The following is a 21,995-nucleotide window of genomic DNA, read 5'->3' as shown; positions in this document are numbered from 1 at the left end:
CGCTGCGATCATGCCGGGCTGACGACTGGCTGCGGGCGTGTCACGTCGACGCCGGCGAACTGCAGGTCGGCATGATAGGACGAGCGCACCATCGGTCCGCTGGCGATGTTGCGGAAGCCGAGCTGGCGGCCGTATTCGGCATAGCGCGCGAACTCGTCCGGATGCACGAAGCGGTCGACCGGCGCATGCGTCTTCGACGGCTGCAGGTACTGGCCGATGGTGACCAGATCCACGTCATGCGCCTTGAGGTCGTCGAGCAGGGCCATGACCTCCTCTTCGGTCTCGCCGATGCCGACCATGAGGCCGCACTTGGTGGCGATGTCCGGGCGCTCCTGCTTGAAGCGCTTGAGCAGCTGCAGCGAGTGCTGGTAGTCGGAGCCCGGGCGGATGGCTTTGTACAGGCGCGGCACGGTCTCGATGTTGTGGTTGAAGACATCCGGCGGGCATTCGCTGATCAGGCGCAGGGCGATGTCCATGCGGCCGCGGAAGTCCGGCACCAGGATTTCCATCTTGGTGGCCGGGTTGAGCTTGCGTACTTCGGTGATGCAGTCGACGAAGTGCTGGGCGCCGCCGTCCTTGAGGTCGTCGCGGTCGACCGAGGTAACCACCACATACTTGAGCTTGAGGTTGGCAACCGTTTCGGCGAGGTGGCGCGGCTCGTCGGGATCGAGCGCGTTCGGGCGGCCGTGGGCGACGTCGCAGAACGGGCAGCGGCGGGTGCAGATGTCACCCATGATCATGAAGGTCGCGGTGCCGCCGCCGAAGCATTCGGCGAGGTTGGGGCAGGCCGCCTCCTCGCACACGGTATGCAGCTTCTGCTCGCGCAGCAGGCCCTTGATGCGACTGACCTCGGCCGGATTCTTCATGCGCACGCGGATCCAGTCCGGCTTCCGTGGCAGTTCCTCGACGGGAATGATCTTGACCGGGATGCGCGCCATTTTCTCGGCGCCGCGCAGTTTCACGCCCTGCTCGACGGGGGCCGGACGGGCCGGGGTGGCGGCGTGTTGGCTGTGTTCGCTCATGCTGACCTCGCTGTTGGCCCGAGTGTAGCGCACTCCTGCGCTCGCCTGCTTCAGGGACAGCTGCGTTTTGCGAGCAGAATTGCTGCACCTTTGGTCGACAGCCGACGGACAGCGTCGAACAAATTTCGTAGGCTAGCGATCTGCGAACAGGAGATGAGTCGATGCATGCCCGTTACGATGTGGTGGTGATCGGTGCCGGTCCCGGCGGTGAGGGTGCCGCCATGAAGCTGGTCAAGGAAGGTCGCCGGGTGGCGGTGGTGGATGCCCTCGGCGAAGTCGGCGGCAACTGTGCCCATGTCGGCACCATTCCCTCCAAGGCACTGCGTCAGACCGTCTACAACCTCAGCCGCTTCCGCCGTGATCCGGTGCTGTCGCGTCACTCCGAGATCAAGACCATTCCGCTGGCGCAGATCCTCGCGCGCGCGCACAAGATCGTCGAGACCCAGGTCGGTACGCACCAGCGCTTCTTCGAACGCAATGATGTCGACCTGTACTACGGCAAGGCGCATTTCGAGGATGCCAACACCCTGGCCGTGCTCACCGACGAGGGCGTGGTCGAGCGCATCGGCTTCGACAATGCGGTGATCGCCACCGGCAGCCGGCCCTACCAGCCGCGCGACATCGACTTCAGCCACCCGCGCGTGTTCGACAGCGACAAGATCCTGCAGCTGGACTATCCGGTGCACAAGCTGATCATCTACGGGGCCGGGGTCATCGGCTGCGAATACGCGTCGATCTTCGTCGGGCTCGGCTACAAGGTCGACCTCGTCAACACGCAGCCGCAGCTGCTGTCCTACCTGGATGACGAGATCGCCGACGCGCTCTCGCACTACCTGCGCGACCTCGGCGTGCTGATCCGCAACCAGGAGGAGTACGAGCGCGTCGAGACGCATGACGACCACGTCATCCTGCACCTGAAGTCAGGCAAGAAGATCAAGGCCGATGCCATCCTCTGGTGCAACGGCCGCGCTGGCAACACCGAGACGCTGAATCTGGAGGCGGTCGGCCTGCAGGCCAACAGCCGTGGCCAGATCGCCATCGACGAGCAGTACCGCACGGCGGTGCCGCACGTGTTCGCGGTGGGCGATGTCATCGGCCCGCCGGCACTGGCCTCGGCCGCCTATGACCAGGGCCGCTGTGCCGCCGCGCACATTGCCGGCAGCGCCGACGTGCCGCGCGTGGCGGAGGTGCCGACCGGCATCTACACCATTCCCGAGATCTCCTGCATCGGGCGTACCGAGAAGCAGCTCACCGATGCCCGCGTTCCCTACGAGGTGGGGCAGTCTTTCTTCCGGCATCTGGCGCGTGCGCAGATCTCAGGGGATGTGGTCGGCATGCTGAAGATCCTGTTCCACCGCGACACGCGCGAGATTCTCGGCATCCATTGCTTCGGCAACAACTCGTCCGAGATCGTGCACATCGGTCAGGCGGTGATGAATCAGCCGGGCAATTCCATCGACTACTTTGCCAACACCACCTTCAACTACCCGACCATGGCCGAAGCCTACCGTGTGGCGGCGTTGAACGGCCTCAACCGTCTGTTCTGAGCGGCGTGATGCCTGCCTGCCGCGCGCCCGCCGTTACAGGGCGTGCGGCAGCGAGTCGTCGCTGATCGGGTCGCCGTGCGCCGGCCTGGGGCCCAGACGCAGGTCTTCCTGGCGCGCCAGAAAGGGGTTGTGCTGGCCGCTGACGGCGGCGATCAGTGCCTGCTTGGCCAGATAGGGCGCGTGAATCACCGGGCTCCAGACCACCTCGCCATCCTGCAGCTGCAGGCCCAGCCGGCCGAAGTTGAACCAGCGTCCGAACAGCGGGCGGATGACCCAGACCGCAGCCAGTTGCTGATGCGGGATCTGCCGGCAGCGGTGGCCGGCCATGCCGTCACGCAGCGTGATGTGATAGTTGCTGATGTCGAGCTGGTTCGAGGCCTGGCGCAGGCTGCCCAGCAGGCCCAGGCAGAGTGCGGCAATCCAGCCGCCGCCGCCGCCCTGGGAGATCATGATGGCGCTGAGCAGCAGCCACAGGCACCAGACCATGGCCACGGCCGGTGAACCGCTGCTGGAGTGGTGCATGGTACGCATCTGTGCGCGCTGCGGGGCTGGCAGAGGCTGCAGGCGGGTGATGGCGGAACGTGGCGTCAGCGCAGGGCGTGTGCCGGTGCGCTGACCATCCGCGAGCTGGTCGAGGAGGCGCAGGCCTTCACTGGCCTGTTCGCGCAAACGTTGCATTGCAGTGGTCCGCAGGACAAGGGAGACCAGTCTAGGGTAGACGGGGTCGGGATGCCGTTTCCAGTGCTCGCTGGTAGCGCTTTTGTAAGCCTGGAAACGCGTGTTGCGAAGAGAACGGGAAATCCTCTCCGCAACACGTGTCGGGTGCCTGTCGGCGTGGTGCGCGGACGCCTCAGAAGCTGTGCTTGGCCATGACCTGCAGGCGATCCATGCTGCCTTCCGCGCCGCCTTCAACCTTGCGCTGGGCGTGCAGGGCCTCGATGCCGACCTCCAGCTTGGGCGTGACGTTGTAGATCAGGTTGACCAGACCCGAATGCACCTGCTTGGTGGCATCCGGCGAGGCCGAGTTCGGGTTGTCGGCGAAGAAGCCGGCCGCCTGGAAGTTGGAGCGCAGGCCCTCGCTCCAGACATGGCGGTAGGTCACGTAGCCGGCGGTGAGGCCGATCAGGTCGAGCTCGCCGGCGGCGCTCAGCACGGCGTCATTGGCGGTGTTGAGCGCGACGTAGCGGCCTATGCCCTCGCCATGGGTGAGCATGAAGCGCACGTCATCGTCACCGACAGCCTTGACCTTGCCGGACAGCGATACGCCGTAGCCGGTGGCGGAATCAGACAGGTTGTTGTCCTGCACCCGGATCTGCCGACCCAGCGCGGCCAGCGAGACATGGCCGAAGTCGCCCTTGTGGGTGTAGCGGGCGATCAGGTCGGGCGTGCTGGTGTCGTTGGATTCCACGCCGGCCGCCGAGGGCTGGTTGCCTGGCGTGGTGGCGTTCGCATCCACCGTGCTGGTGACCGTCTGACTGTTCTCCACGGCGATCTGCCAGGGGCCGCGGGTGTAGCGGACCTGGGGCTGGCGACCGAACACCGAGCCATCGGCGGAGCCGACGAAATCGACGGTCTCGGGCAGGGCGCCGAGGTCCTGGAACGTGGTCCAGGCCTGGCCGGCCATCCAGTTGCCGTAGCTGAAGAAGGCCTGGCGAAGCTCCGGGCTGTAGCCGTTGCTGACCGCCTCGTTGCCCTGCATGGAACTCAGGAAGTCGACCTCGACATGGGCCTTGAGGGCCGGGCCTCCGGCATTGGGGGTGTCGGTGTTGACGATCAGGCGGGTCTGCTTGGCGTGCATGTCGAAGACCTGGCGAGCCTTGCCATTGGCGCCGGCGGTGCTGCCGGCAGCGGTCGAGCTGCCGCCGCGCTTGCCGAACACCGGAATGGCGTTAGGCACGTAGAAGTCGCGGCCGGTGACGCGGCCGACCTCACCTTCGGAGAAGCGGCTGCTGAGGCCGTCGACCTTGACGTAGCCCTTGAAGCTGACCTTGGTGCCGGCAATATCCGGTCCCGTCGTGGTGGCGACGGCGGCAGGGGCGGGCGCGGCGGCAACCTGTGCCTTGACGCTGGACAGGTCAGCCTGCTGTCGGGCGGCGGCATCGGCCTGGGCCTGGATCATGGCCTCAAGCTGGGCGAGTCGGGCCTTGAGGGCCTCGATTTCCTGGCGCGTGTCCGCCATGGCCGGTGTGGCCAGCATGGCGAGGGCGAGTGGTGCGAGTGCAAAGCAGCGTTTTGTCGTTATCATCATCGGGCTCCGGCGGATGTGCTGTCGGATTGATATAACGAGAGCGGAGTGGCAGCCGCCATTAGCCAATGGTCTCTACGACCCAGGTCTCGCTACCAAAGGCTAATGCCGTGGCGAGCTGGCAGCGGCGCATACTGGCTGCCATTCCCGAGTCGGAGTCGAGGACTTTTTCATGAGCGAAGTACACGTCTATCCCGTGCCGGCCGATGTCGCCGCCAATACCCGCAACACGGCCGCCGACTACCAGCGCCGCTACCAGCAGTCGGTGACCGATCCCGACGCGTTCTGGGCGGAAGAGGCGCAGATAATCGACTGGATGCGTCCTTTCACCAAGGTCAAGAACACCTGCTACGACGTCGACAACCTGTATGTGCACTGGTTCGAGGATGGCTGCCTGAATGTCGCCGCCAACTGCCTGGATCGCCATCTGGCGACGCGTGGCGACAAGACCGCGATCATCTGGGAAGGTGATCACCCCAGCGAGAGCCGTCGCATCAGCTACCGCGAACTGCATGCCGAGGTGTGCAAGTTCGCCAACGTGCTGGTGGCCCAGGGCGTCAAGCTTGGCGATCGCGTCACCATCTACATGCCGATGATTCCGGAAGCGGCCGTGGCCATGCTGGCCTGTGCCCGCATCGGCGCCATCCATTCCGTGGTGTTCGGCGGCTTCTCGCCGGATTCGCTGGCCGGCCGCATCGAGGACTGCCAGTCGACGGTGGTGATCACTGCCGACGAAGGCCTGCGTGGCGGCAAGGCCGTGCCACTCAAGGCCAACGTCGACAACGCCCTGCGCACCCCGGCCGGCGCCGGCGTCAAGACCGTGATCGTGGTGCGTCGCACCGGCGGTCCGGTGAACTGGGACCGTCAGCGCGACCACTGGTACCACGACCTGATGAGCGGCGTGCCGGCCGTGCACGAGCCGGTGGTCATGGGCGCGGAAGATCCGCTGTTCATCCTCTACACCTCCGGTTCCACCGGCAAGCCTAAGGGCGTGCTGCACACCAGCGGCGGTTACCTGGTCTATGCCGCCAGCACCCACGCCAATGTCTTCGACCTGCGCGAAGATGACGTTTACTGGTGCACCGCCGACGTGGGCTGGGTCACCGGCCACAGCTACCTGCTCTACGGCCCGCTCGCCAACGGCGCCACCACGCTGATGTTCGAAGGCGTGCCGCAGTATCCTGACTGGTCGCGCGTCGGCCAGGTCGTCGACAAGCACCAGGTCACCATCCTCTACACCGCGCCCACGCTGATCCGCGCCGTCATGCGCGAAGGCGACGCCCCGGTGCTGGCCAGCTCGCGCAAGAGCCTGCGCCTGCTCGGGTCGGTCGGCGAGCCCATCAATCCGGAAGCCTGGGAGTGGTACCACCGCGTGGTCGGCGAGCATCGCTGCCCCATCGTCGACACCTGGTGGCAGACCGAGACCGGTGGCGTGCTGATCACGCCGCTGCCGGGCGCCACGGACCTCAAGCCGGGCTCGGCCACGCTGCCGTACTTCGGCGTGCAGCCCGCCATCCTCGACAACGAGGGCAACGAGCTCAGCGGTGCCTGCGAGGGCAATCTGGTCATCAAGGATTCCTGGCCTGGCCAGATGCGCACCGTCTACGGCGACCACCAGCGCTTCATCGACACCTACTTCAAGACTTTCAAGGGCGTCTACACCACCGGTGACGGCGCCAAGCGCGATGCCGACGGCTATTACTGGATCACCGGCCGCGTCGATGACGTGCTCAACGTGTCCGGGCACCGCATGGGCACAGCCGAGGTCGAGAGCGCGCTGGTCTCGCACCCGGCCGTGGCCGAGGCTGCCGTGGTCGGCTTCCCGCATGACATCAAGGGCCAGGGCATCTACGCCTACGTCACCCTGCAGGCCGATGCCGAATCCAGCGACGAGCTGCGCAAGGACCTGATCCGCCATGTGCGTCAGGAGATCGGACCGATCGCCGCACCCGATGTCATCCAGTGGGCGCCAGGCTTGCCGAAAACGCGTTCCGGCAAGATCATGCGACGTATCCTGCGCAAGATCGCCGCCAACGAGATCGACGGGCTGGGCGACACCTCCACGCTGGCGGATCCGTCGGTGGTGGACAACCTGATCCACGGACGCCAGGTCTGACGCTGGCGGTCCGCCGACACGAGCCTCGGCTCAGGGAGTGACCTCATGCAGTTCGTGATTGCCGATGATCACCCGCTGTTTCGCGATGCCCTGCGCCGGGTCGTGGCCAGCCACTATCCGGATGCCGAGCTGCTCGAGGCGGATTCGACCAGCAGCCTGCAGGCCCTGCTCACCGCGCACGACACCCCCGACCTGCTGCTGCTGGACCTGCATATGCCTGGGGCCTCGGGTTTCTCAGGGCTGGTGCATGTGCGCGCGCACTACCCGTCGCTGCCGGTGATCGTGGTATCGGGCAACGAGGAGCCTGGCGTCATGCGCCGCGCCATCGCCCACGGTGCCAGTGGCTACATCCCCAAATCGACCTCGCTGGCCGACATGGCCGCCGCGATCCAGCAGGTGCTGGATGGCGACGTCTGGCTGCCGCCCTCCGCGCGGGCCGCGCAATCGGTGGCGCTGGCGCCGGACGAGGCCGACATCGCCCGACGCGTGCGCGACCTCACGCCGCAGCAGTTCCGTGTGCTGATGATGCTGGCCGACGGCCTGCTCAACAAGCAGATCGCCTACGAGCTGGGCGTGTCGGAAGCCACCATCAAGGCGCACATGACCGCCATCCTGAAGAAGCTCGGCGCCTCCAACCGCACCCAGGCGGTGGTCGCCGCCGCGCGCCTGCAGCTCGACCCCAGCATGCGCATCGTCGACGTGGTGGAAGAGGACTGACGGGGCCGCTGCTCCCGGGCAGGTGCCTGCCCTTGACCTCCGAGGTCATCGCGCGCCGCATGCCGGTCGCGTACCTTTCCGGTGAATGACATCGTGGGGGGCCGCGATGCGCGAGTGGCTTGTTCTGCTGGGTTTTTCCCTGCTTGCTACCCATGAACTGGACGCCATGACGCAGTCCGAGTGGCGACTACTGTTCGTGCTGCGTGCGCTGCCGGAGCCGCTGGCACGCGACCTGTTCGTGGTGCTGCACGTGCCGCTGTTTGCCGTGCTGATCGCGCTGCTCTGGCATGCGTCCGCGCGGGTTCGCTCCGCGTCGCGAACCGTGTTTGCCGGGTTTCTGGTGGTGCATGCGGCCATCCACCATCGGCTCAGCGATCATCCCCTGTACCAGTTTGACGGCATCCTCTCGCAAGGGCTCATCTTCGGTGCGGCGGTGGCCGGTGCCCTGTTCCTGCTCAGCTGCTGGCCAGGCGCAGACCGCTTGTCCAGAGGGAGTATCGCAGCCCACCATAAAAACGCAGCTGATCGCCATCCTTGAGTGGCGACTGCAAACACGTCGAGGTGTTAAAAGAAGTCTGAAGCATGGCTGGCGTCAGCTAAGCATGTCGCCGACCATGGAGGAGTCTCTGTGAATCCCTCGGGGGCCGGCGATCAGATAGATGCCGGACTGCAGCAGCAGCCCTTTGGTCACGGATATCTCGATGCAGTCACTTACCCAAGGCGCAATCGCATCACCAATGTTTGAGAAAAAGCTCAAACTTGGCCCGTCGTCTTCCTGCGTGTGAATGGCGCACAGTGCTGCTGCGGAGCCTGCCAGTGACAGGTGATTTTCGATTGCCTGAAGCGTTTTTTCTTCGTCCGGACTGGCAGGTATGAAGACCGGGAATCCCGTGCGCATTTTGCGAGCAGTGCTGACAATATCAGTGAAGTCCATGTTGTACATGAGAGGCTCCTGTATCAGGACGGCCCACATGGCAAGCGCGAATGTTCTGCCCTCATTTATGTCAGCGGCAATCAACCAGAAATCGACTGGGCTGTCTGCCCGTGTCGTGATGAATGCCGACGGCTCCCTGTCTGTCACGACGCTCACCAGAGGCACTCGCTGCGTATTCTTGGAGAAACGAGCGATTTCTTGGGCGGCCATGGCGGTTTTCTGATCGCTTTTTCCAAGCAACATCACGGCATCCAGTTTGCGCAAATGGATGGAAAGCAATGTCCATGCCTCCTCATCCAGAGGAATGCGCAGGCTGATTTCTGCGTGAGAATGCGTGTACGTGACCTGCTGAATGGTTTGTCTGGAATCAGATAACTCGATGACTCCTATTTTCGCATCGGTCATGCTGGAAGGTTGAGCGCTCATCGATGCTCCGTGAGTGGTGGCCGGGCAGGGATCTCATCTTTGCGTTCCAGCACGTCAGCCTGTGTCGCACCAATCACCTCTTGATCGCTGCAATCACGTCATGAGCACGCAGCAGTGCCTGTCTCATCCTGCATGCATCTCCCAGGAAACGATATGCAGGATGCGGCACGGAAAAGCAGTGGAAGGTTTTTTCAATACCTAGACCGGTGCCAGAGGACCACACTTCAAGACGACGCGTGATCTGCGGCACGGGATAGCTCGGCTGGCTTTCGTCGCTCCAGCAACTCATCCAGCCATCCTTTGCGCCTGGCAGGTGATCCCACAGCTCGAAGCCAAGCACCAACACGATGTCCGGTTTCAGCACGTTGACGACATCAACAAAGGCTTGATGAGAGTTATGGAACTGATTGGCGGTCGGTCGTGCTGAGGCTGCCGACATGCTTTCGGTGACATAGTTGTAATATGAACATGTGTTCCAGAATTCGCGCTTGGCTTCTTGCGAATCAATGTTGTCGTCGCGAAGAAATTTCTGGATGTTCCGGAATACTGGGGTTTCTTCCCCAAGAATATGTCTGCTCACCTGCGTGTTGAGGCTGTCATCGGGATTTCCCGGTGTCCATCCATAGTTCGACTCTCCCAGAATCAGCCACTTCTCATCCTGCTGCAAATAGGCGGGACCAACCCAGGGGGGAAAGATCACGGATGCCGGAAAGTTCATTAGGACAGTTCCAGGTTGCTGGTCGGGGAGGCATATCGACGCAAGGCGTCGGCCAGGTTTTGCTGAATGCGCTGACGCAAGTCGGGCGGCTGATTGACGGTAATCGCGTCACCTTGCGACAGTATCCACCAGGTCAACTGCCAGCTGTCTCGAACGCGTGCTTGCAGTTTCCATTCGTTACTTTCCGGCATTGGTTGCAACACCTGGTCGTCGGATAGCGGCGTTTCCTGCAGCGTGCCTGCCAGCTCGGGCGCAATACGTGCCTCCATCTTCAGCATCCCGCCGGCGCCAAAATGCAACGCCCCCGTGCCTAGGTATTCATCGATGTTGAAGCCATCCGGCGAAAGTGCAGGTTGGTCGGTGACAACGGCGGCCTCCAGTCTGTGCATGGCCAGCACACGTATCTCACGATCGGGCTCCGGCATGGCGATCAGGTAGGCGGTGTTTCCTCGCAGCACTAAGCCAAGCGGATGCAGGCGATAGGCCATTGCTGCCTCTGTCTGGAAGCCTCGGTAGCGAACCTCTATCTGACGATTGTTGAGCAAAGCCTCCTGAACCGCGTGCAGCGCATGGTCGGCGATTTGTGGTGCGCGCATCGGCAGCATGGGCAAGATGGTTCGTACCTTGTTGCGCCAGTTCGCCGCTGATTGCGTGTCAGACAAGCTGTCCAGCTTTTGCCGGGCCTGGGCCATGCGTATGGACATGGGGCTCATCAGTGACGAAGGCAGCAAAACCTGCAGCGTGGACTCCATCAGCGTGAGCGACAGGGCATCTGCCAGCGTAAGGCCGGATAGGCGTGTGGATGCGCCCGGCATCCAGCGCCAGCCGTAAGGAATGCTGGCGTCATTGCAGTGAATGCCAAATTGTTCCGACAGTTCTCCAAGGTCACGTTCAACCTGACGCTTGCTGATGGCAAAGCCCATCGCGGCCAACTCTGAAGCCAATTGACGTGTCGACTTGCCGGAACCGTGCTCTGGCAGCAGCTTCAGCAGCTCCCACTGGCGTGCCATAGCCAGCTTCTTTGGTGATGGCATGAGGCCTCCGTGCCTGAAACTGGAGCAGAGGATCAACCACGATTCACGATCTGGTCCAGCGCATTATGCTTTGTGTTGTAACGCATGCGCTGGCTCAGCCAACGTCAGTCATGATGAATTACCAGCCGCTTTTAGCCATTTACGCTCCTGCCCGCGCTAGCCCCGCTGCGCACTCAGGAACGCCCGCAGCGCCGCCGGCTTGACCGGCTTGCGCAGCAGGCTGAGTCCGGCGGCCTTGACCGCGCTTGCCACCTCGTCGGTGTGGTCGGCGGTGACCAGCGCCCCGGCGCGTCCCGCCGCCAGCTCCTTGAGCAGCGCCAGGCCATCCTCGTCATCGGCAAGGTGGTAGTCGGCCAGCACCACGGCAGGCTGGTGCGCCAGCACCAGCTCGCGGGCCAGATCGCCGTTGCCGGCCGTGATCACCTGGCAGCCCCAGCGCCCGAGCAGCGCCTGCATGCCGGCAAGGATGTCCGGCTCGTTGTCGACGCAGAGCACCAGCAGGCCCTCGAGACTGCCCCCGCTGCTGCTCCCGGGCTCGCTGGTGACGGTGCTGGCGGGAGCGCTGGCGCTGGCCCCTGCCAGCCGGACACTGAAGCAGGAGCCGCGGCCGGGTTGCGAGCGCACGCCGATCTCGTGATTGAGCAGGCGCGCCATGCGGTCGACGATGGCCAGCCCCAGGCCCATGCCTTTCTCGCCCCACGGCGAGGCCTCTCCGCCGCGCTGGAATTCCTCGAAGATCTGGGCCTGCTTGCCGGGGGCGATGCCCGGGCCGGTGTCGCAGACATCAACGCGCCAGCCCGTGCCGCGCCGGCGCAGGCCGACCAGCACGCCACCCTCGCGGGTGTAGCGCAGTGCGTTGTTGAGCAGGTTCTGCAGGATGCGGCGCAGCCACTGGCGGTCACTGATGACCCAGACCGGGCGTGACGGCAGGTGCAGGCGCAGGTCCAGCAGGCGCCCGGCGGCCACCGGCGCGAGCTGGTCGCACAGTTCACGCAGCAGCTCGCTCAGGCAGACGGCGCCGTTGCTGGGCTGCAGCGCCCCGGCATCGAGTCGCGAAATGTCCAGCAGGGCCGAGAGCAGCTCCTCCGCGCCGCGCAGCGAGCTGTCCACCTGGCGCGCCAGCTGGTGGGCATCGTCGGCGAGGCCGGGGTGCAGGCTGAGTGCCGAGGAGAACAGGCGGGCGGCATTCATGGGCTGCAGCAGGTCATGACTGGCCGCGGCCAGGAAGCGGGTCTTGGACTGGTTGGCCTGTTCCGCCTGCCGGTTGGCCAGGCGCTGGGCCTCCAGCGCGGCTTCCAGCTCGGCAGTCCGGCGTGCCACTTGCGCCTCCAATTGCAGCTTGGCATCGGCGAGCAGGCGTTCGGCTTCCTTGAAGTGGGTGATGTCGGCATAGGTGGTGACGAAACCGCCGCCGGGGATGGGCCGGCCACGCATTTCCAGGACCTGGCCGTCGGTGCGTATGCGCTCGAAGACATACGGGCTGCCTTCACGCATGAAGGCGATGCGCTTGGCAACGTGGGTGTCGATGTCACCGGGCCCGCACTCGCCGCGCTCGGCGTTGTAGCGGATCAGGTCGGCCACCGGACAGCCCTCGTAGACCATGCCTTCCGGATAGCCGAAGAGCTCCAGGTAGCGGCGGTTCCAGGCCACCAGGCGCATGTCGGCGTCCACCACGCTGATGCCCTGCTCGATGTGCTCCAGCGTGGTGCTGAGCACGCCGCGGTTGAAGCGCTGCTGCTGGGAGGTCTGGTCGAGCAGGGCGACGACCTGGCCGATCTCGAGACCGGAGCCGCGCAGTGCCGTGGTCAGCAGGGCGCGGGCCGAGGCCGTGCCCATGGCACCGGCCAGCAGGCGCTCGGAGAACTGCACCCAGGCCCGGCTGGCGGGACGCCGCAGGTCCAGCCACTGCATGCGCCCGCGGGCGAACTGCTCGAAGGCCTCGCGGGTGGCGTCGGTACCGAGCAGGCGCGCGACCAGGTCGTGCAGCTCGCCCAGCGGCAGTCGCTGCCATTCCGCACCCTGCAGTTCCGGGTCCTGATCGCTGTAGGGGTCGAGGAACTGGCTGGCCTCGAGCTTGTCGCCGATGGCGGGCCGGAAGCGCAGCGACACCACCACGTAGAGGCTGATGTTGATCAGCAGCGACCAGAACACGCCGTGGGTGAGCGGGTCCCAGCTGCTCATCAGGAACAGCGCCTGCGGGTGCAGCCAGGCCACGCCGAAGGGGCCCTCTGCCAGCCAGGGATCACTCAGACCCAGTGCCGGCAGGAGGGCAGGCAGCATGAGGGTGTAGGCCCAGACCAGGAAGCCGGCCGCCAGCCCGGCCGCCACGCCCTGCCGGCTGCCGCCGCGCCAGAACAGGCCGCCGATCAGTGCCGGCGCGAACTGGGCCACGGCCGAGAAGGCCAGCAGGCCGACGGCGGCAAGCTGGGCGTACTCCTCGATCAGGCGGTAGTAGCCGTAGCCGAGCAGCGCCAGCGCGATGATGGCCAGGCGCCGGATCAGCTGCAGCAGGCGAGGCACCGGCTGCCGGCCGAAGCTGCGCAGGTGGATCAGCAGCGGCATCACCAGGTGGTTGCAGATCATGGTCGAGAGCGCGACGGTGGACACGATGACCATGCCGGCGGCCGCCGAGAAGCCCCCCAGGAAGGCGATCATCGCCAGTGGCTCGTTGCCATGTGCCAGCGGCAGCGCGAGCACGGCGCTGTCCGGGTGGCTGCCGGCCAGGCGCGGATCGAGCAGGGCCCAGGCCGCGATCGGCAGCACGGCGACGATGATCAGCACCATGTACAGACCGAACCACAGCGGCGACTGACGTACCTGTTCAACCTCGTTGCATTCCACCACCGCGACGTGGAACTGGCGCGGCAGGCAGATCATGGCCAGAAAGGCCAGCAGCACCTGGGCGAGGAAACCGGTGGGCAGGCTCTCCGGGCGCAGCAGCTTGTCGAGGCGCGGATCGCTGATCCAGTCGCCGGGCTGCTCATGCAGCGCCAGCGCGGCGAAGATCGCCACCGCGATCAGCGCCAGCAGCTTGACCGCCGACTCGAGGGCAATGGCCAGCATCAGCCCCTGATGGTGTTCGGCGGCATTGATCTGCCGGGTCCCGAAGAGGATGGCCAGCGCCGCCAGCAGCAGGCTGGTCCAGAGTGCCGTGTCCCCGGTGGGAAACACGCTGCCGAGGCCGGCCCGTGTCAGCACGTCCACGCTCATGGACACGGCCTTGAGCTGCAGGGCGATGTAGGGAAGTGCCCCGATGATGGCCACCACGGTGACCATGGCGGCCAGGTGCTGGGCCTTGCCGTACCGGGCCGAAATGAAGTCGGCGATGCTGGTGATGGAGCGTGCCTTGCTGATCAGCACCAGGCGCTCCAGCAGCGGGCGTCCGAGCAGGATGAAGATCAGCGGGCCGAGATAGATGGGCAGGTAGGCCCAGCCACCGGTGACGGTGACCCCGACCGCCCCGAAGAAGGTCCACGACGTGCAGTAGACGGCCAGCGTCAGGCTGTAGAGCAGGCCCTGCTGGCGTCGCGACAGCTGCGGACTGTGCTGGTCACCCCAGTAGGCGACGGCGAACAGCACCATGATGTAGGCGACGGTGATCGCCGGCAGCAGCCAGGTCGGCATGCCCTTCCCCTCGAGCTTTCCTGGCCGAGACTATGGTGCACGCCGTGATCAGCGTCCAGCGAGCTCGGCGGGCAGGCCGGATTCCCTGCGACCAAAGTCGAAGGCGGGCAGGGCCTGCTGCAGGCCGCCGAGCACGGCGGCGCGCACCTCGGCCATCAGGCTGGGGCGAAGAACATGGAAGTCTCGGATCTGGCACATCTCGAGGCCGGCGTAGCCGCAGGGGTTGATGCCGCGCCAGGGCGCGAGGTCCATGTCCACGTTGAGGGCAAAGCCGTGGTAGCTGCAGCCGCGGCGTATGCGCATGCCCAGCGAGGCGATCTTGCGGCCATCGACATAGACACCATGGGCCTTGCGATCGGCCACGGCAGGAATGCCGAAGGCACGCACGGCATGCACCAGGGCATCCTCGACCTGCTCGACAAAGACACGCGGGCCGAGGCCGGCGCGATCAATGTCAAAGAGCAGGTAACCGACCAGCTGGCCTGGGCCGTGGTAGGTGACCTGGCCGCCACGGTCGGTCTGCACCACCGGGATGGTCCCGGGCAGGAACACGTGTTCGGGCTTGCCGGCCTGGCCCTGGGTGTACACCGGCGGGTGTTCGAGCAGCCACAGCTGGTCACCGGTGCCGGCATCACGGCTGTCTGTCAGCGTCTTCATGGCCTGCCAGACCGGTGCGTAGTCAGCCTGTCCCAGCCAGCTGGTCCGCACCGGTCGGCGTGATGTCACAGCGCCATCCGGATGCGGCGGTCGGCAGCCAGTTCGGCGTAGATGCCGTTGATCTGGTCCTTGGTATCGATGCGCACCAGTCCGCGCACCGACACCCAGGTGCCCTTGCTGGAAGCGTGCAGGGTCAGGCTGCCGGCATCGAAGCCGGGCACGTGACGCTGCACGATGTCGGCGACGATGTCGCGCATGGGGTCGCTGGCGCGACCCATCACCGACAGCGGGAAGTCATGCGGGAACTCCCACAGCTCCTCGTTGCTGATGTGCGATGGATGGCTCATGCCGGTCTCCGGGGGCGGATGCTCAGAACAGCTGGCTCAGGAAGCGCTTCAGGTAGTGCCACAGGCGCACGACGAAGTTGGTTTCCTCGACAGCGGCCATGGCCACCACCGGCTGCTTGGCGATGGTTTCGCCGTTCAGGGTCACCACCACCTCGCCAATGGCCTGGCCCTTGGCGATCGGTGCTTCCAGATCCGGCAGGATGCGGGTCACGGCCTGGATGCCATCCTTCTTGCCGCGCGGCAGGGTGATTGACAGGTCGCGGTCGAGTCCGGCCTTCACCGTGCTCTCGCTGCCGAACCAGACCGGCGCGTCGGCGAGGATCTTGCCGGCCTGCAGCGGCGTGATGGTCTCGAAGCTGCTGAAACCCCAGTTGAACAGGGCGCGGGTCTGGTCGGCGCGAGCCTGCATGCTGGTGGTGCCCATGACCACCGAGATCAGACGCATCTTGCCGCGCTTGCTGGAGGCGACCAGGCAGTAGCCGGCGTTTTCGGTGTGACCGGTCTTGAGGCCGTCCACGGTCGGATCGGTGTAGAGCAGGGCGTTGCGGTTGCCCTGCTTGATGCCGTTCCAGGTGAATTCCTTCTCCGAGTAGATCGGGTAGTACTTGGCGTTGTCCTTGATGATGGCTCGGGCCAGCACGGCCATGTCATGAGCCGAGGTCAGGTGCGCCGGATCGGGCAGTCCGGTGGCGTTCATGAAGTTGGTGTCCTTCATGCCCAGGCGCTTGGCTTCCGAGTTCATGATCTCGGCGAATGCCGGCTCGGAGCCGCCGATGTGTTCGGCCAGGGCCTTGGAGGCATCGTTGCCGGACTGGATGATGACGCCGCGCAGCATGTCGAGCACCGAGGCCTGGCTGTGCAGCGGCAGGTACATGCAGGACTCGGCGCTGGTGCCGCGGCACCAGGCGTATTCGCTGACGCTGACCGGATCGGTTTCCTTGAGGCGGCCGGTGGTCAGGGAGTGCTCGACGATGTAGCTGGTCATCATCTTGGTCAGCGAGGCCGGCTCGAGCTGCACATGCTCGTTGGAGGCGGCGAGCACCTTGCCGGAGTCGAAGTCCATCAGAACGTAGGCCTTGTTCTCCAGCACGGGAGGATTGGGCACCACGAAGGCGAAGGCGGAAGAAGCGGCAAGCAGCAGGGACAGCGACAGGGCGGGTTTCATCATGAATCCTGAATCAAGGCAGACGGTGGTTGGCCGGGATGGCCACTATTCTAATGCAGACGCGGCGATTGGGGCGGACGACTGCCGCAAAATCTCCACGCCTGCTAGGCTGTGCGCCTCAGGCAGCAGGAGCGGAATCATGTCGGTGGTGCAGCTGGTACGTCATGGCGAGGTGGCAGAGGTCATTCTGTCGCGTCCGGAGAAACATAACGCGGTGATTCCGGAGACGCTGACCGAGCTGATCCGCATCGGCAAGGCCCTGCGCCGTGACCGCGACCTGCGCGCGGTGATCATTCGCGGTGACGGGCCAAGCTTTTGCAGCGGCCTCGACATTCCCTCCTTCATGCGTGAGCCCAGGCATATTCTTCGGCATTTCCTGCGGCCGCTGTGGCGCAGCACCAACAACTTCCAGGAAGTGGCCTGGGTCTGGCGCCGTCTGCCGGTACCCGTGATCGCCGTGCTGCATGGCCGCTGCTATGGCGCCGGCATGCAGCTGGCGCTGGCGGCGGACTTCCGTCTGGCCACGCCGGATTGCGAGCTGTCCGTGATGGAAGCGCGCTGGGGCCTGATTCCGGACATGTCCGGCACGGTCAGCCTGCGCGAACTGATGCCCATGGATCAGGCCAAGTGGCTGGCGATGACGGCCGAGGTCTTCGATGCCCGCCGTGGCCAGACCCTGGGCCTGATCACGGCCACGCATGCGGATCCGCTCGCGGCCGCACATGCCATGGCGGCTACCCTGTGCGAACGCTCCCCGGATTCGGTGGCAGCCACCAAGTTTCTGCTGCAGCGGACCTGGACGGCCAGCGAGTTCAAGGCGTTTCTGCTCGAGCGCTGCTACCAGCTGCCACTGCTGTTCGGCGGCAACCAGCGCATCGCGGTCAAGCGCGTGCAAGGCGATGCCAAGACCCCCTTTCTGCCTCGGCGCGTGCAGCGCTGAGGCAGGTTGCCCGCTCAGCGTCGCGGGCCGCGCAGTGCCGGCATGGGCTGATCCAGGTTCAGGCGACGGGCACGCAGCCCGCGAATGACGGCATTGGCCTCTTGCGCCGAGGCCAGCGGGCCGACTTCCACGCGGTATACCTGCAGCGGCTCCGGCACCTTCTCGATGTTGACCGGCACGCCGGCGGGCAGCAGGGTGAGGAGCTTGTCCTGCAGGGCCTCGGCCTTGCGGACGTCACTGAAGTTGCCCAGCACCAGGCTGTAGGCTGACTCGGCCGGCAGACTGGCACCCTTGCGCAGATGGCCTACCGGGCCGCGATCCACCATCTCCAGTGCCACCATTGCCGTGCCGACGATCCCCAGCCGTCTGGCGGCTGCCTGCGACAGGTCGATGATGCGGCCGCCATGGTAGGGGCCGCGGTCGTTGATGCGCACGATCACCGACTGATCAGAGGCCAGGTGGGTGACGCGCACGTAGCTGGGCAACGGCAGGGTGCGGTGTGCAGCGGTCATGTCGTTCGCGTTGAACACCTCGCCGCTGGCGGTGCGCCGGCCATGAAAGCCGGGCCCGTACCAGGAGGCCTCGCCGACCTGTCGCGTGCCCAGGCGCAGGTGGCGGATCTGGTAGAGCTCGCCCTCCACCCACCAGACCGCACGGGCACCGTAATGGGGCGCGGCAGACTCATCGAGGGAGAACCAGGGATTGGCCGGGTAGCTGGCGGGCTGGGCATCCGGCAGCAGGCCGAACTCGCCAATGGGGGCGTTGACCGTGGCCTGTGCCGAGCTGGATGCGGCCGCCCACGATTCCCAGTCGGTGATCATGGCTGGCTCGCTGACCTGGTTGGTCAGGGGCAGGTCCGGGAGTTCGGGGGGCAGCTCGGGAATGGCTTCGTGGGCGTCGAGGATGTGCATCGGGGGCTCGTCAGCCAGGATCGGGGCGCTGGCCAGCAGGGTCAGCGCACACACCGTGCCACGAAAACAACGCCCCATGATGCATTCTCCTGCAGGCCTCGGGCGGAGGCATGGCCCCCGCAGCGGTCCTGTTCTTGTTGGCTGCGTCCCGTCTGCCAGAGGTGGCAGGCGGGCATTCACGGCCTAGAGGATACTGCGGTTGCGGGGCGGGATGCTGCCGCTTGCGTGGGGTCTGTCCTGAAATCTCCGCCACTCATCCCATGCTGGTGCCTCAGCGCGGTGCCAGCGCGATCAGCCAGGCGACGTGACCGGCCAGCGCCAGCAGTGCCAGCCAGCGCCAGAAACGCACCGGATCGCGCTCCATCCAGGGCAGGCGCTGGTTGGGCGTGAGCGCCGGATTGGGGCGCTCGATGTCGAGCAGAAGCTCGCTCAGCGCCTCGTAGCGATTTTCCGGATGGATCGCGCAGGCCTTGCGCAGGGCGGCATCCAGCCACAGCGGCACATGCGGATTGTGGCGACAGGCGCTGACGTAGAGCAGGCGATGAAAGTCCTTCGGGGTCTGTGCCTGGTCGTAATCCTCGCCATAGGGGTGCTGGCCGGTGAGCAGCTCGTACAGGGTCACGCCCAGCGAGAACTGGTCGGCGCGCTCGTCACGCGCCAGCCCCAGCGCGTATTCGGGCGCGGCGTAGTCAGCGGCACCGGGGCGGTCGAGCACATCGCGCGGTCCCTGCTCCTGCAGGCTGGCGACGCGGGCGGAACCCAGGTCGATGAGCTTGAGCACGCCGTCCTTGCGCAGCAGGATGTTGTCCGGCTTGAGATCCTGATGCAGGGTGTCTCGCCGATGCAGGGCGCGCAGGCCGGCGACGATCTGGCGCGCAAAGCCGACCACGGTGGCGATGTCGACATGCTCCTGGCGGGCATGCCAGCCCGACAGGGACTCGCCCTCGACCCATTCCATGATGTGGTAGAGGCAGTGCGGCGAACGTACCGGGGCATGAATGCGGGCAATGTGCGGATGCTCGATGCGCTGGCCTATCCAGCCCTCGATGGCGAAGTGGGCGCGGTAGTCGTCATCGTTCTCGAACTGCAGGGCCGGCGCCTTGAGCGCATAGATCTGGCCGCTGCGGATGTCACGCACGCGGTAGAGCTGGCTGCGCGGGCTGGCATGGACCTCGGCCTCGATCTGGTAGCCGTCGAGGATCTGGCCTGGACGCAAGGGCGGTGGCACCGGCAGGCGTGACGAATGCAGCCCCATCTCGCTGCGGTCGTCGAGACCGACGCTGTCGATGCGGGCAATCTGGCAGGACACGTTGTCGGTGCTGCCGGCGGCGAGCGCGGCCTGCAGCAGGCTGTCGCAGCCGGACTCCGGGTCGTCTGCTGCCGCGCTGAGCAGACGCTTGATCTCGGCGGCCGGCAAGACGCCATGAACGCCGTCACTGCTGGTCAGGAACAGGTCGCCCGGCGCCAGGTCGGTATGCCGGTAGTCGATGTCGATGCGCCAGTCCATGCCCAGCGCGCGGCTGAGGTAGGTGGTGTCGGCATTGATGCGGGTGCAGTGGTCCTGGGTTAGCGGCTCCAGTACGCCGTCGCGCAGCCGGTACACGCGGGTGTCGCCGATGTGCAGGATGTGGGCGCTGCGGCCACGCAGGATGAGTACGGTGAAGGTGGTCAGCCAGCCCTGGTTCTCGGCGTGCTGCTGACCGCGACCATGCAGCCAGCGGTTGATGGCGGTGATCACGCGTTCGCCGGAAGTCTGTACCGACCAGGTGTCCGGGGTCGCGTAGTAGTCGCTGAGAAAGCCCTGGACAGCGGCCTCGGCGGCCTGGCGACCGGCATCGGCACTGCTGACGCCATCGGCGATGACCAGCACGGCGCCCTTGCCACGCAGGGCGGCTTCCGCCATGCGTATGCCCAGGGCGTCCTCGTTGCCGGCCTTGCGGCCGGCCTGCGAGCGTTGTGCGACGGCAATGCTGAGCAGGTTGCTCATGTCATTCAACGGCGATCATCTGGACATTGCCATGTTCATCAATTTCCACCATGTGGCCGCGCGGCTCGTCGAGGAACTGGGCAGCGATAAAGGCCAGTGCCGACACGCCGGCGATGACGTAGAAGAAGATCATCGGGCTGACGAAGGAGAGCACGGTCAGGAAGAAAACACCACCGACGTTGCCGTAGGCACCCGCCATGCCGGCGATCTGGCCGGTCATGCGGCGCTGGATCAGCGGCACCACCGAGTACACGGCGCCGCAGGCTGCCTGCACGAACACCGAGGTGGCCAGGGTGACGGCGACCGCCAGGGCCAGACCCCAGCCGGCGCTGACCTGGGACAGCAGGGCGTAGCCCAGGGTCTGCACGGCGAGACAGACGGCCAGCACTTTGCGACGGCCCATGCTGTCGGAGAGCAGGCCGCCCGCCGGGCGTGCCACCAGGTTCATGATGGTGAACGAGCCGGCCATCAGGCCGAGCATCATCGGCGACAGGCCGAAGGTCTCGCCGAAGAACATCGGCAGCATCGACACCACGGCAATCTCGGAGCCGAAGCAGGCCAGGTAGGCGAGGTTGAGAATGGCGACCTGCTTGAACTTGTAGCGCTGCGCGGCCGGCACGCTTTCATGGACCAGGTGGCGGTTGACCTGCCAGATCTTCCACGACTGCCAGACCATGAGGAAGGTGATGATGGCGTAGCAGATGTCGGTGAAGGTCTGGCCGATGATGTTGAGGCCGCCCGGTGACAGGCGCCAGGCCAGCACGTAGAGGATCAGGTAGATGGGCAGGTTGACCAGCATGTAGAAGGCGAGGTCGCCCTTGCTGGTGACTTCCAGGCCGCCGGTCTTCTTGGGCTTGAAGTAGGTGGCACCCTTGGGCGTGTCACGCACGTTGCGGTAGAAGATCACGCTGTAGACGATGGCGATGACACCGGTCAGGCCGATGGCATAGCGCCAGCCGAACTCGCCACCGAACACGCTGACCGCCAGGATGGGCATGCTGATCTTGGCGATGGCGGCACCGAAGTTGCCCCAGCCGCCGTAGATGCCTTCGGCGATGCCGACCTCGCGGGCCGGGAACCATTCGCTGACCAGACGGATGCCGATGACGAAGCCGGCACCGGTGAAGCCGAGCAGGAAGCGCATGACCGCAAGCTGCTCGAAGGTCTGTGCGGCGGCGAAGCCCAGGCAGAGGAAGCCGCAGATCAGCAGCAGCAGGCTGTAGCTGCGGCGCGGACCGTACTTGTCGACCAGAATGCCGATCAGGATGCGCGCCGGAATGGTCAGCGCCACGTTGAGGATGAGGAAGGCCTTCACCTGGGCATCGGTGAGATGCATGGTTTCCTTGATCATCGGCATCAGCGAGACGTGCGCGAACCAGATCAGGAAGGTGATGAAGAACGCCATCCACGTGAAGTGCAGCGTGCGTATGCGCGGCTCCTGCCAGTTTGTCAGTGGCAGGGGGAAGCGGAAGGCCATGGCGGTGCTCCGAAGCGGTTGCGGTGTGGTGACGCACTGAAGCAAGAGCCATGCCATGTGTTCAACGTCTGTCCAAATGGTGGCATGAGTCTTGCTTCAGGCTCGGCAACTTGGTTCGACAGAGGGTG

Annotated in this window: 18 protein-coding genes; 5 read left to right on the top strand and 13 right to left on the bottom strand. The window is 65.4% G+C overall.

All coding sequences use genetic code 11. The annotated features are described in order from the left end of the window. Positions 1 to 8: 8 nt before the first annotated feature. Positions 9 to 1,022, bottom strand: a complete 1,014-nt coding sequence (gene lipA, locus F595_RS12040; RefSeq protein ID WP_022954893.1) for a lipoyl synthase — start codon at positions 1,020 to 1,022, stop codon at positions 9 to 11. 161 nt (positions 1,023 to 1,183) lie between these two features. On the opposite strand from lipA, the gene sthA reads away from it, so the two are divergent. After that, positions 1,184 to 2,569, top strand: coding sequence for a Si-specific NAD(P)(+) transhydrogenase (gene sthA, locus F595_RS0100440; protein WP_022954892.1), 1,386 nt, complete (start codon positions 1,184 to 1,186; stop codon positions 2,567 to 2,569). Between the two features lie 33 nt (positions 2,570 to 2,602). Here sthA and F595_RS0100435 read toward each other — a convergent pair whose 3' ends face one another. Then, positions 2,603 to 3,247 (bottom strand): PH domain-containing protein, encoded by a 645-nt coding sequence (locus F595_RS0100435; RefSeq protein WP_022954891.1) that lies wholly within the window; start codon positions 3,245 to 3,247, stop codon positions 2,603 to 2,605. A 172-nt stretch (positions 3,248 to 3,419) separates the two neighbouring features. Continuing rightward, positions 3,420 to 4,814: a DcaP family trimeric outer membrane transporter gene (locus F595_RS0100430; RefSeq protein WP_156873750.1), complete on the bottom strand. Its 1,395-nt coding sequence runs from the start codon at positions 4,812 to 4,814 to the stop codon at positions 3,420 to 3,422. A 172-nt stretch (positions 4,815 to 4,986) separates the two neighbouring features. On the opposite strand from F595_RS0100430, the gene acs reads away from it, so the two are divergent. The 3 genes from acs (at position 4,987) to F595_RS12035 (ending at position 8,185) form a co-directional block, all read left to right on the top strand. Then, a complete protein-coding gene (gene acs, locus F595_RS0100425; protein WP_022954889.1) occupies positions 4,987 to 6,930 on the top strand; it encodes an acetate--CoA ligase in 1,944 nt (647 codons plus the stop codon). Between the two features lie 45 nt (positions 6,931 to 6,975). Further along, complete coding sequence (locus F595_RS0100420) at positions 6,976 to 7,647, top strand: response regulator transcription factor (protein ID WP_022954888.1); 672 nt, start codon at positions 6,976 to 6,978, stop codon at positions 7,645 to 7,647. Between the two features lie 106 nt (positions 7,648 to 7,753). After that, positions 7,754 to 8,185: a DUF6713 family protein gene (locus tag F595_RS12035; protein ID WP_022954887.1), complete on the top strand. Its 432-nt coding sequence runs from the start codon at positions 7,754 to 7,756 to the stop codon at positions 8,183 to 8,185. Positions 8,186 to 8,239: 54 nt separating this feature from the next. On the opposite strand, the gene F595_RS0100410 is transcribed toward F595_RS12035, so the two are convergent. From F595_RS0100410 to F595_RS0100380, 7 genes are all read right to left on the bottom strand, one after another. Then, entirely contained in the window at positions 8,240 to 9,007 is a 768-nt protein-coding gene (locus tag F595_RS0100410) for a hypothetical protein (RefSeq protein ID WP_156873749.1), read from the bottom strand. A gap of 73 nt (positions 9,008 to 9,080) precedes the next feature. Continuing rightward, complete coding sequence (locus tag F595_RS0100405; protein ID WP_022954885.1) at positions 9,081 to 9,725, bottom strand: hypothetical protein; 645 nt, start codon at positions 9,723 to 9,725, stop codon at positions 9,081 to 9,083. Continuing rightward, positions 9,725 to 10,759, bottom strand: coding sequence for a helix-turn-helix transcriptional regulator (locus tag F595_RS0100400; RefSeq protein WP_022954884.1), 1,035 nt, complete (start codon positions 10,757 to 10,759; stop codon positions 9,725 to 9,727). Before F595_RS0100400 ends, F595_RS0100405 begins: the two co-directional genes overlap by 1 nt. Before the next feature lie 156 nt (positions 10,760 to 10,915). Continuing rightward, positions 10,916 to 14,383 carry a PAS domain-containing hybrid sensor histidine kinase/response regulator gene (locus F595_RS0100395; protein ID WP_022954883.1) on the bottom strand — a complete coding sequence of 1,156 codons (3,468 nt, stop codon included), beginning with the start codon at positions 14,381 to 14,383 and terminating at the stop codon, positions 10,916 to 10,918. 48 nt (positions 14,384 to 14,431) lie between these two features. Further along, positions 14,432 to 15,040, bottom strand: a complete 609-nt coding sequence (lipB, locus tag F595_RS12030; protein WP_084682809.1) for a lipoyl(octanoyl) transferase LipB — start codon at positions 15,038 to 15,040, stop codon at positions 14,432 to 14,434. 65 nt (positions 15,041 to 15,105) lie between these two features. Beyond that, positions 15,106 to 15,387, bottom strand: coding sequence for a YbeD family protein (locus F595_RS0100385; RefSeq protein ID WP_022954881.1), 282 nt, complete (start codon positions 15,385 to 15,387; stop codon positions 15,106 to 15,108). 22 nt (positions 15,388 to 15,409) lie between these two features. After that, a complete protein-coding gene (locus F595_RS0100380; RefSeq protein ID WP_026913064.1) occupies positions 15,410 to 16,555 on the bottom strand; it encodes a D-alanyl-D-alanine carboxypeptidase family protein in 1,146 nt (381 codons plus the stop codon). A gap of 136 nt (positions 16,556 to 16,691) precedes the next feature. Between F595_RS0100380 and F595_RS0100375 the strand changes: the two genes are divergently transcribed. After that, a complete protein-coding gene (locus F595_RS0100375) occupies positions 16,692 to 17,492 on the top strand; it encodes a crotonase/enoyl-CoA hydratase family protein (protein ID WP_022954879.1) in 801 nt (266 codons plus the stop codon). 14 nt (positions 17,493 to 17,506) lie between these two features. Here the strand turns inward: F595_RS0100375 and F595_RS14925 are convergent, their stop codons facing one another. From F595_RS14925 to F595_RS0100360, 3 genes are all read right to left on the bottom strand, one after another. Then, complete coding sequence (locus F595_RS14925; RefSeq protein WP_022954878.1) at positions 17,507 to 18,481, bottom strand: septal ring lytic transglycosylase RlpA family protein; 975 nt, start codon at positions 18,479 to 18,481, stop codon at positions 17,507 to 17,509. A 193-nt stretch (positions 18,482 to 18,674) separates the two neighbouring features. Then, positions 18,675 to 20,390 (bottom strand): bifunctional protein-serine/threonine kinase/phosphatase, encoded by a 1,716-nt coding sequence (locus F595_RS0100365; protein WP_022954877.1) that lies wholly within the window; start codon positions 20,388 to 20,390, stop codon positions 18,675 to 18,677. A 1-nt stretch (position 20,391) separates the two neighbouring features. Beyond that, positions 20,392 to 21,867: an MFS transporter gene (locus F595_RS0100360; protein WP_022954876.1), complete on the bottom strand. Its 1,476-nt coding sequence runs from the start codon at positions 21,865 to 21,867 to the stop codon at positions 20,392 to 20,394. Between the last annotated feature and the right edge of the window lie 128 nt (positions 21,868 to 21,995).

This window comes from Perlucidibaca piscinae DSM 21586, assembly GCF_000420045.1.
GTDB lineage: Bacteria > Pseudomonadota > Gammaproteobacteria > Pseudomonadales > Moraxellaceae > Perlucidibaca > Perlucidibaca piscinae.
Note: the sequence above shows the minus strand (reverse complement) of the source record. Positions and strands in the feature narration are given on the sequence as shown.

What these genes read in the sequence shown, in the direction of transcription:
- F595_RS0100435 (WP_022954891.1), bottom strand. Translation starts at nt 3,247, where the DNA reads ATGCAACGTTTGCGCGAACAGGCCAGTGAAGGCCTGCGCCTCCTCGAC.
- F595_RS0100385 (WP_022954881.1), bottom strand. Translation starts at nt 15,387, where the DNA reads ATGAGCCATCCATCGCACATCAGCAACGAGGAGCTGTGGGAGTTCCCG.
- F595_RS12035 (WP_022954887.1), top strand. Translation starts at nt 7,754, where the DNA reads ATGCGCGAGTGGCTTGTTCTGCTGGGTTTTTCCCTGCTTGCTACCCAT.
- F595_RS0100365 (WP_022954877.1), bottom strand. Translation starts at nt 20,390, where the DNA reads ATGAGCAACCTGCTCAGCATTGCCGTCGCACAACGCTCGCAGGCCGGC.
- F595_RS0100360 (WP_022954876.1), bottom strand. Translation starts at nt 21,867, where the DNA reads ATGGCCTTCCGCTTCCCCCTGCCACTGACAAACTGGCAGGAGCCGCGC.
- F595_RS0100405 (WP_022954885.1), bottom strand. Translation starts at nt 9,725, where the DNA reads ATGAACTTTCCGGCATCCGTGATCTTTCCCCCCTGGGTTGGTCCCGCC.
- lipB (WP_084682809.1), bottom strand. Translation starts at nt 15,040, where the DNA reads ATGAAGACGCTGACAGACAGCCGTGATGCCGGCACCGGTGACCAGCTG.
- sthA (WP_022954892.1), top strand. Translation starts at nt 1,184, where the DNA reads ATGCATGCCCGTTACGATGTGGTGGTGATCGGTGCCGGTCCCGGCGGT.
- lipA (WP_022954893.1), bottom strand. Translation starts at nt 1,022, where the DNA reads ATGAGCGAACACAGCCAACACGCCGCCACCCCGGCCCGTCCGGCCCCC.
- F595_RS0100430 (WP_156873750.1), bottom strand. Translation starts at nt 4,814, where the DNA reads ATGATAACGACAAAACGCTGCTTTGCACTCGCACCACTCGCCCTCGCC.
- F595_RS14925 (WP_022954878.1), bottom strand. Translation starts at nt 18,481, where the DNA reads ATGGGGCGTTGTTTTCGTGGCACGGTGTGTGCGCTGACCCTGCTGGCC.
- F595_RS0100395 (WP_022954883.1), bottom strand. Translation starts at nt 14,383, where the DNA reads ATGCCGACCTGGCTGCTGCCGGCGATCACCGTCGCCTACATCATGGTG.
- F595_RS0100380 (WP_026913064.1), bottom strand. Translation starts at nt 16,555, where the DNA reads ATGATGAAACCCGCCCTGTCGCTGTCCCTGCTGCTTGCCGCTTCTTCC.
- F595_RS0100375 (WP_022954879.1), top strand. Translation starts at nt 16,692, where the DNA reads ATGTCGGTGGTGCAGCTGGTACGTCATGGCGAGGTGGCAGAGGTCATT.
- acs (WP_022954889.1), top strand. Translation starts at nt 4,987, where the DNA reads ATGAGCGAAGTACACGTCTATCCCGTGCCGGCCGATGTCGCCGCCAAT.
- F595_RS0100400 (WP_022954884.1), bottom strand. Translation starts at nt 10,759, where the DNA reads ATGCCATCACCAAAGAAGCTGGCTATGGCACGCCAGTGGGAGCTGCTG.
- F595_RS0100420 (WP_022954888.1), top strand. Translation starts at nt 6,976, where the DNA reads ATGCAGTTCGTGATTGCCGATGATCACCCGCTGTTTCGCGATGCCCTG.
- F595_RS0100410 (WP_156873749.1), bottom strand. Translation starts at nt 9,007, where the DNA reads ATGAGCGCTCAACCTTCCAGCATGACCGATGCGAAAATAGGAGTCATC.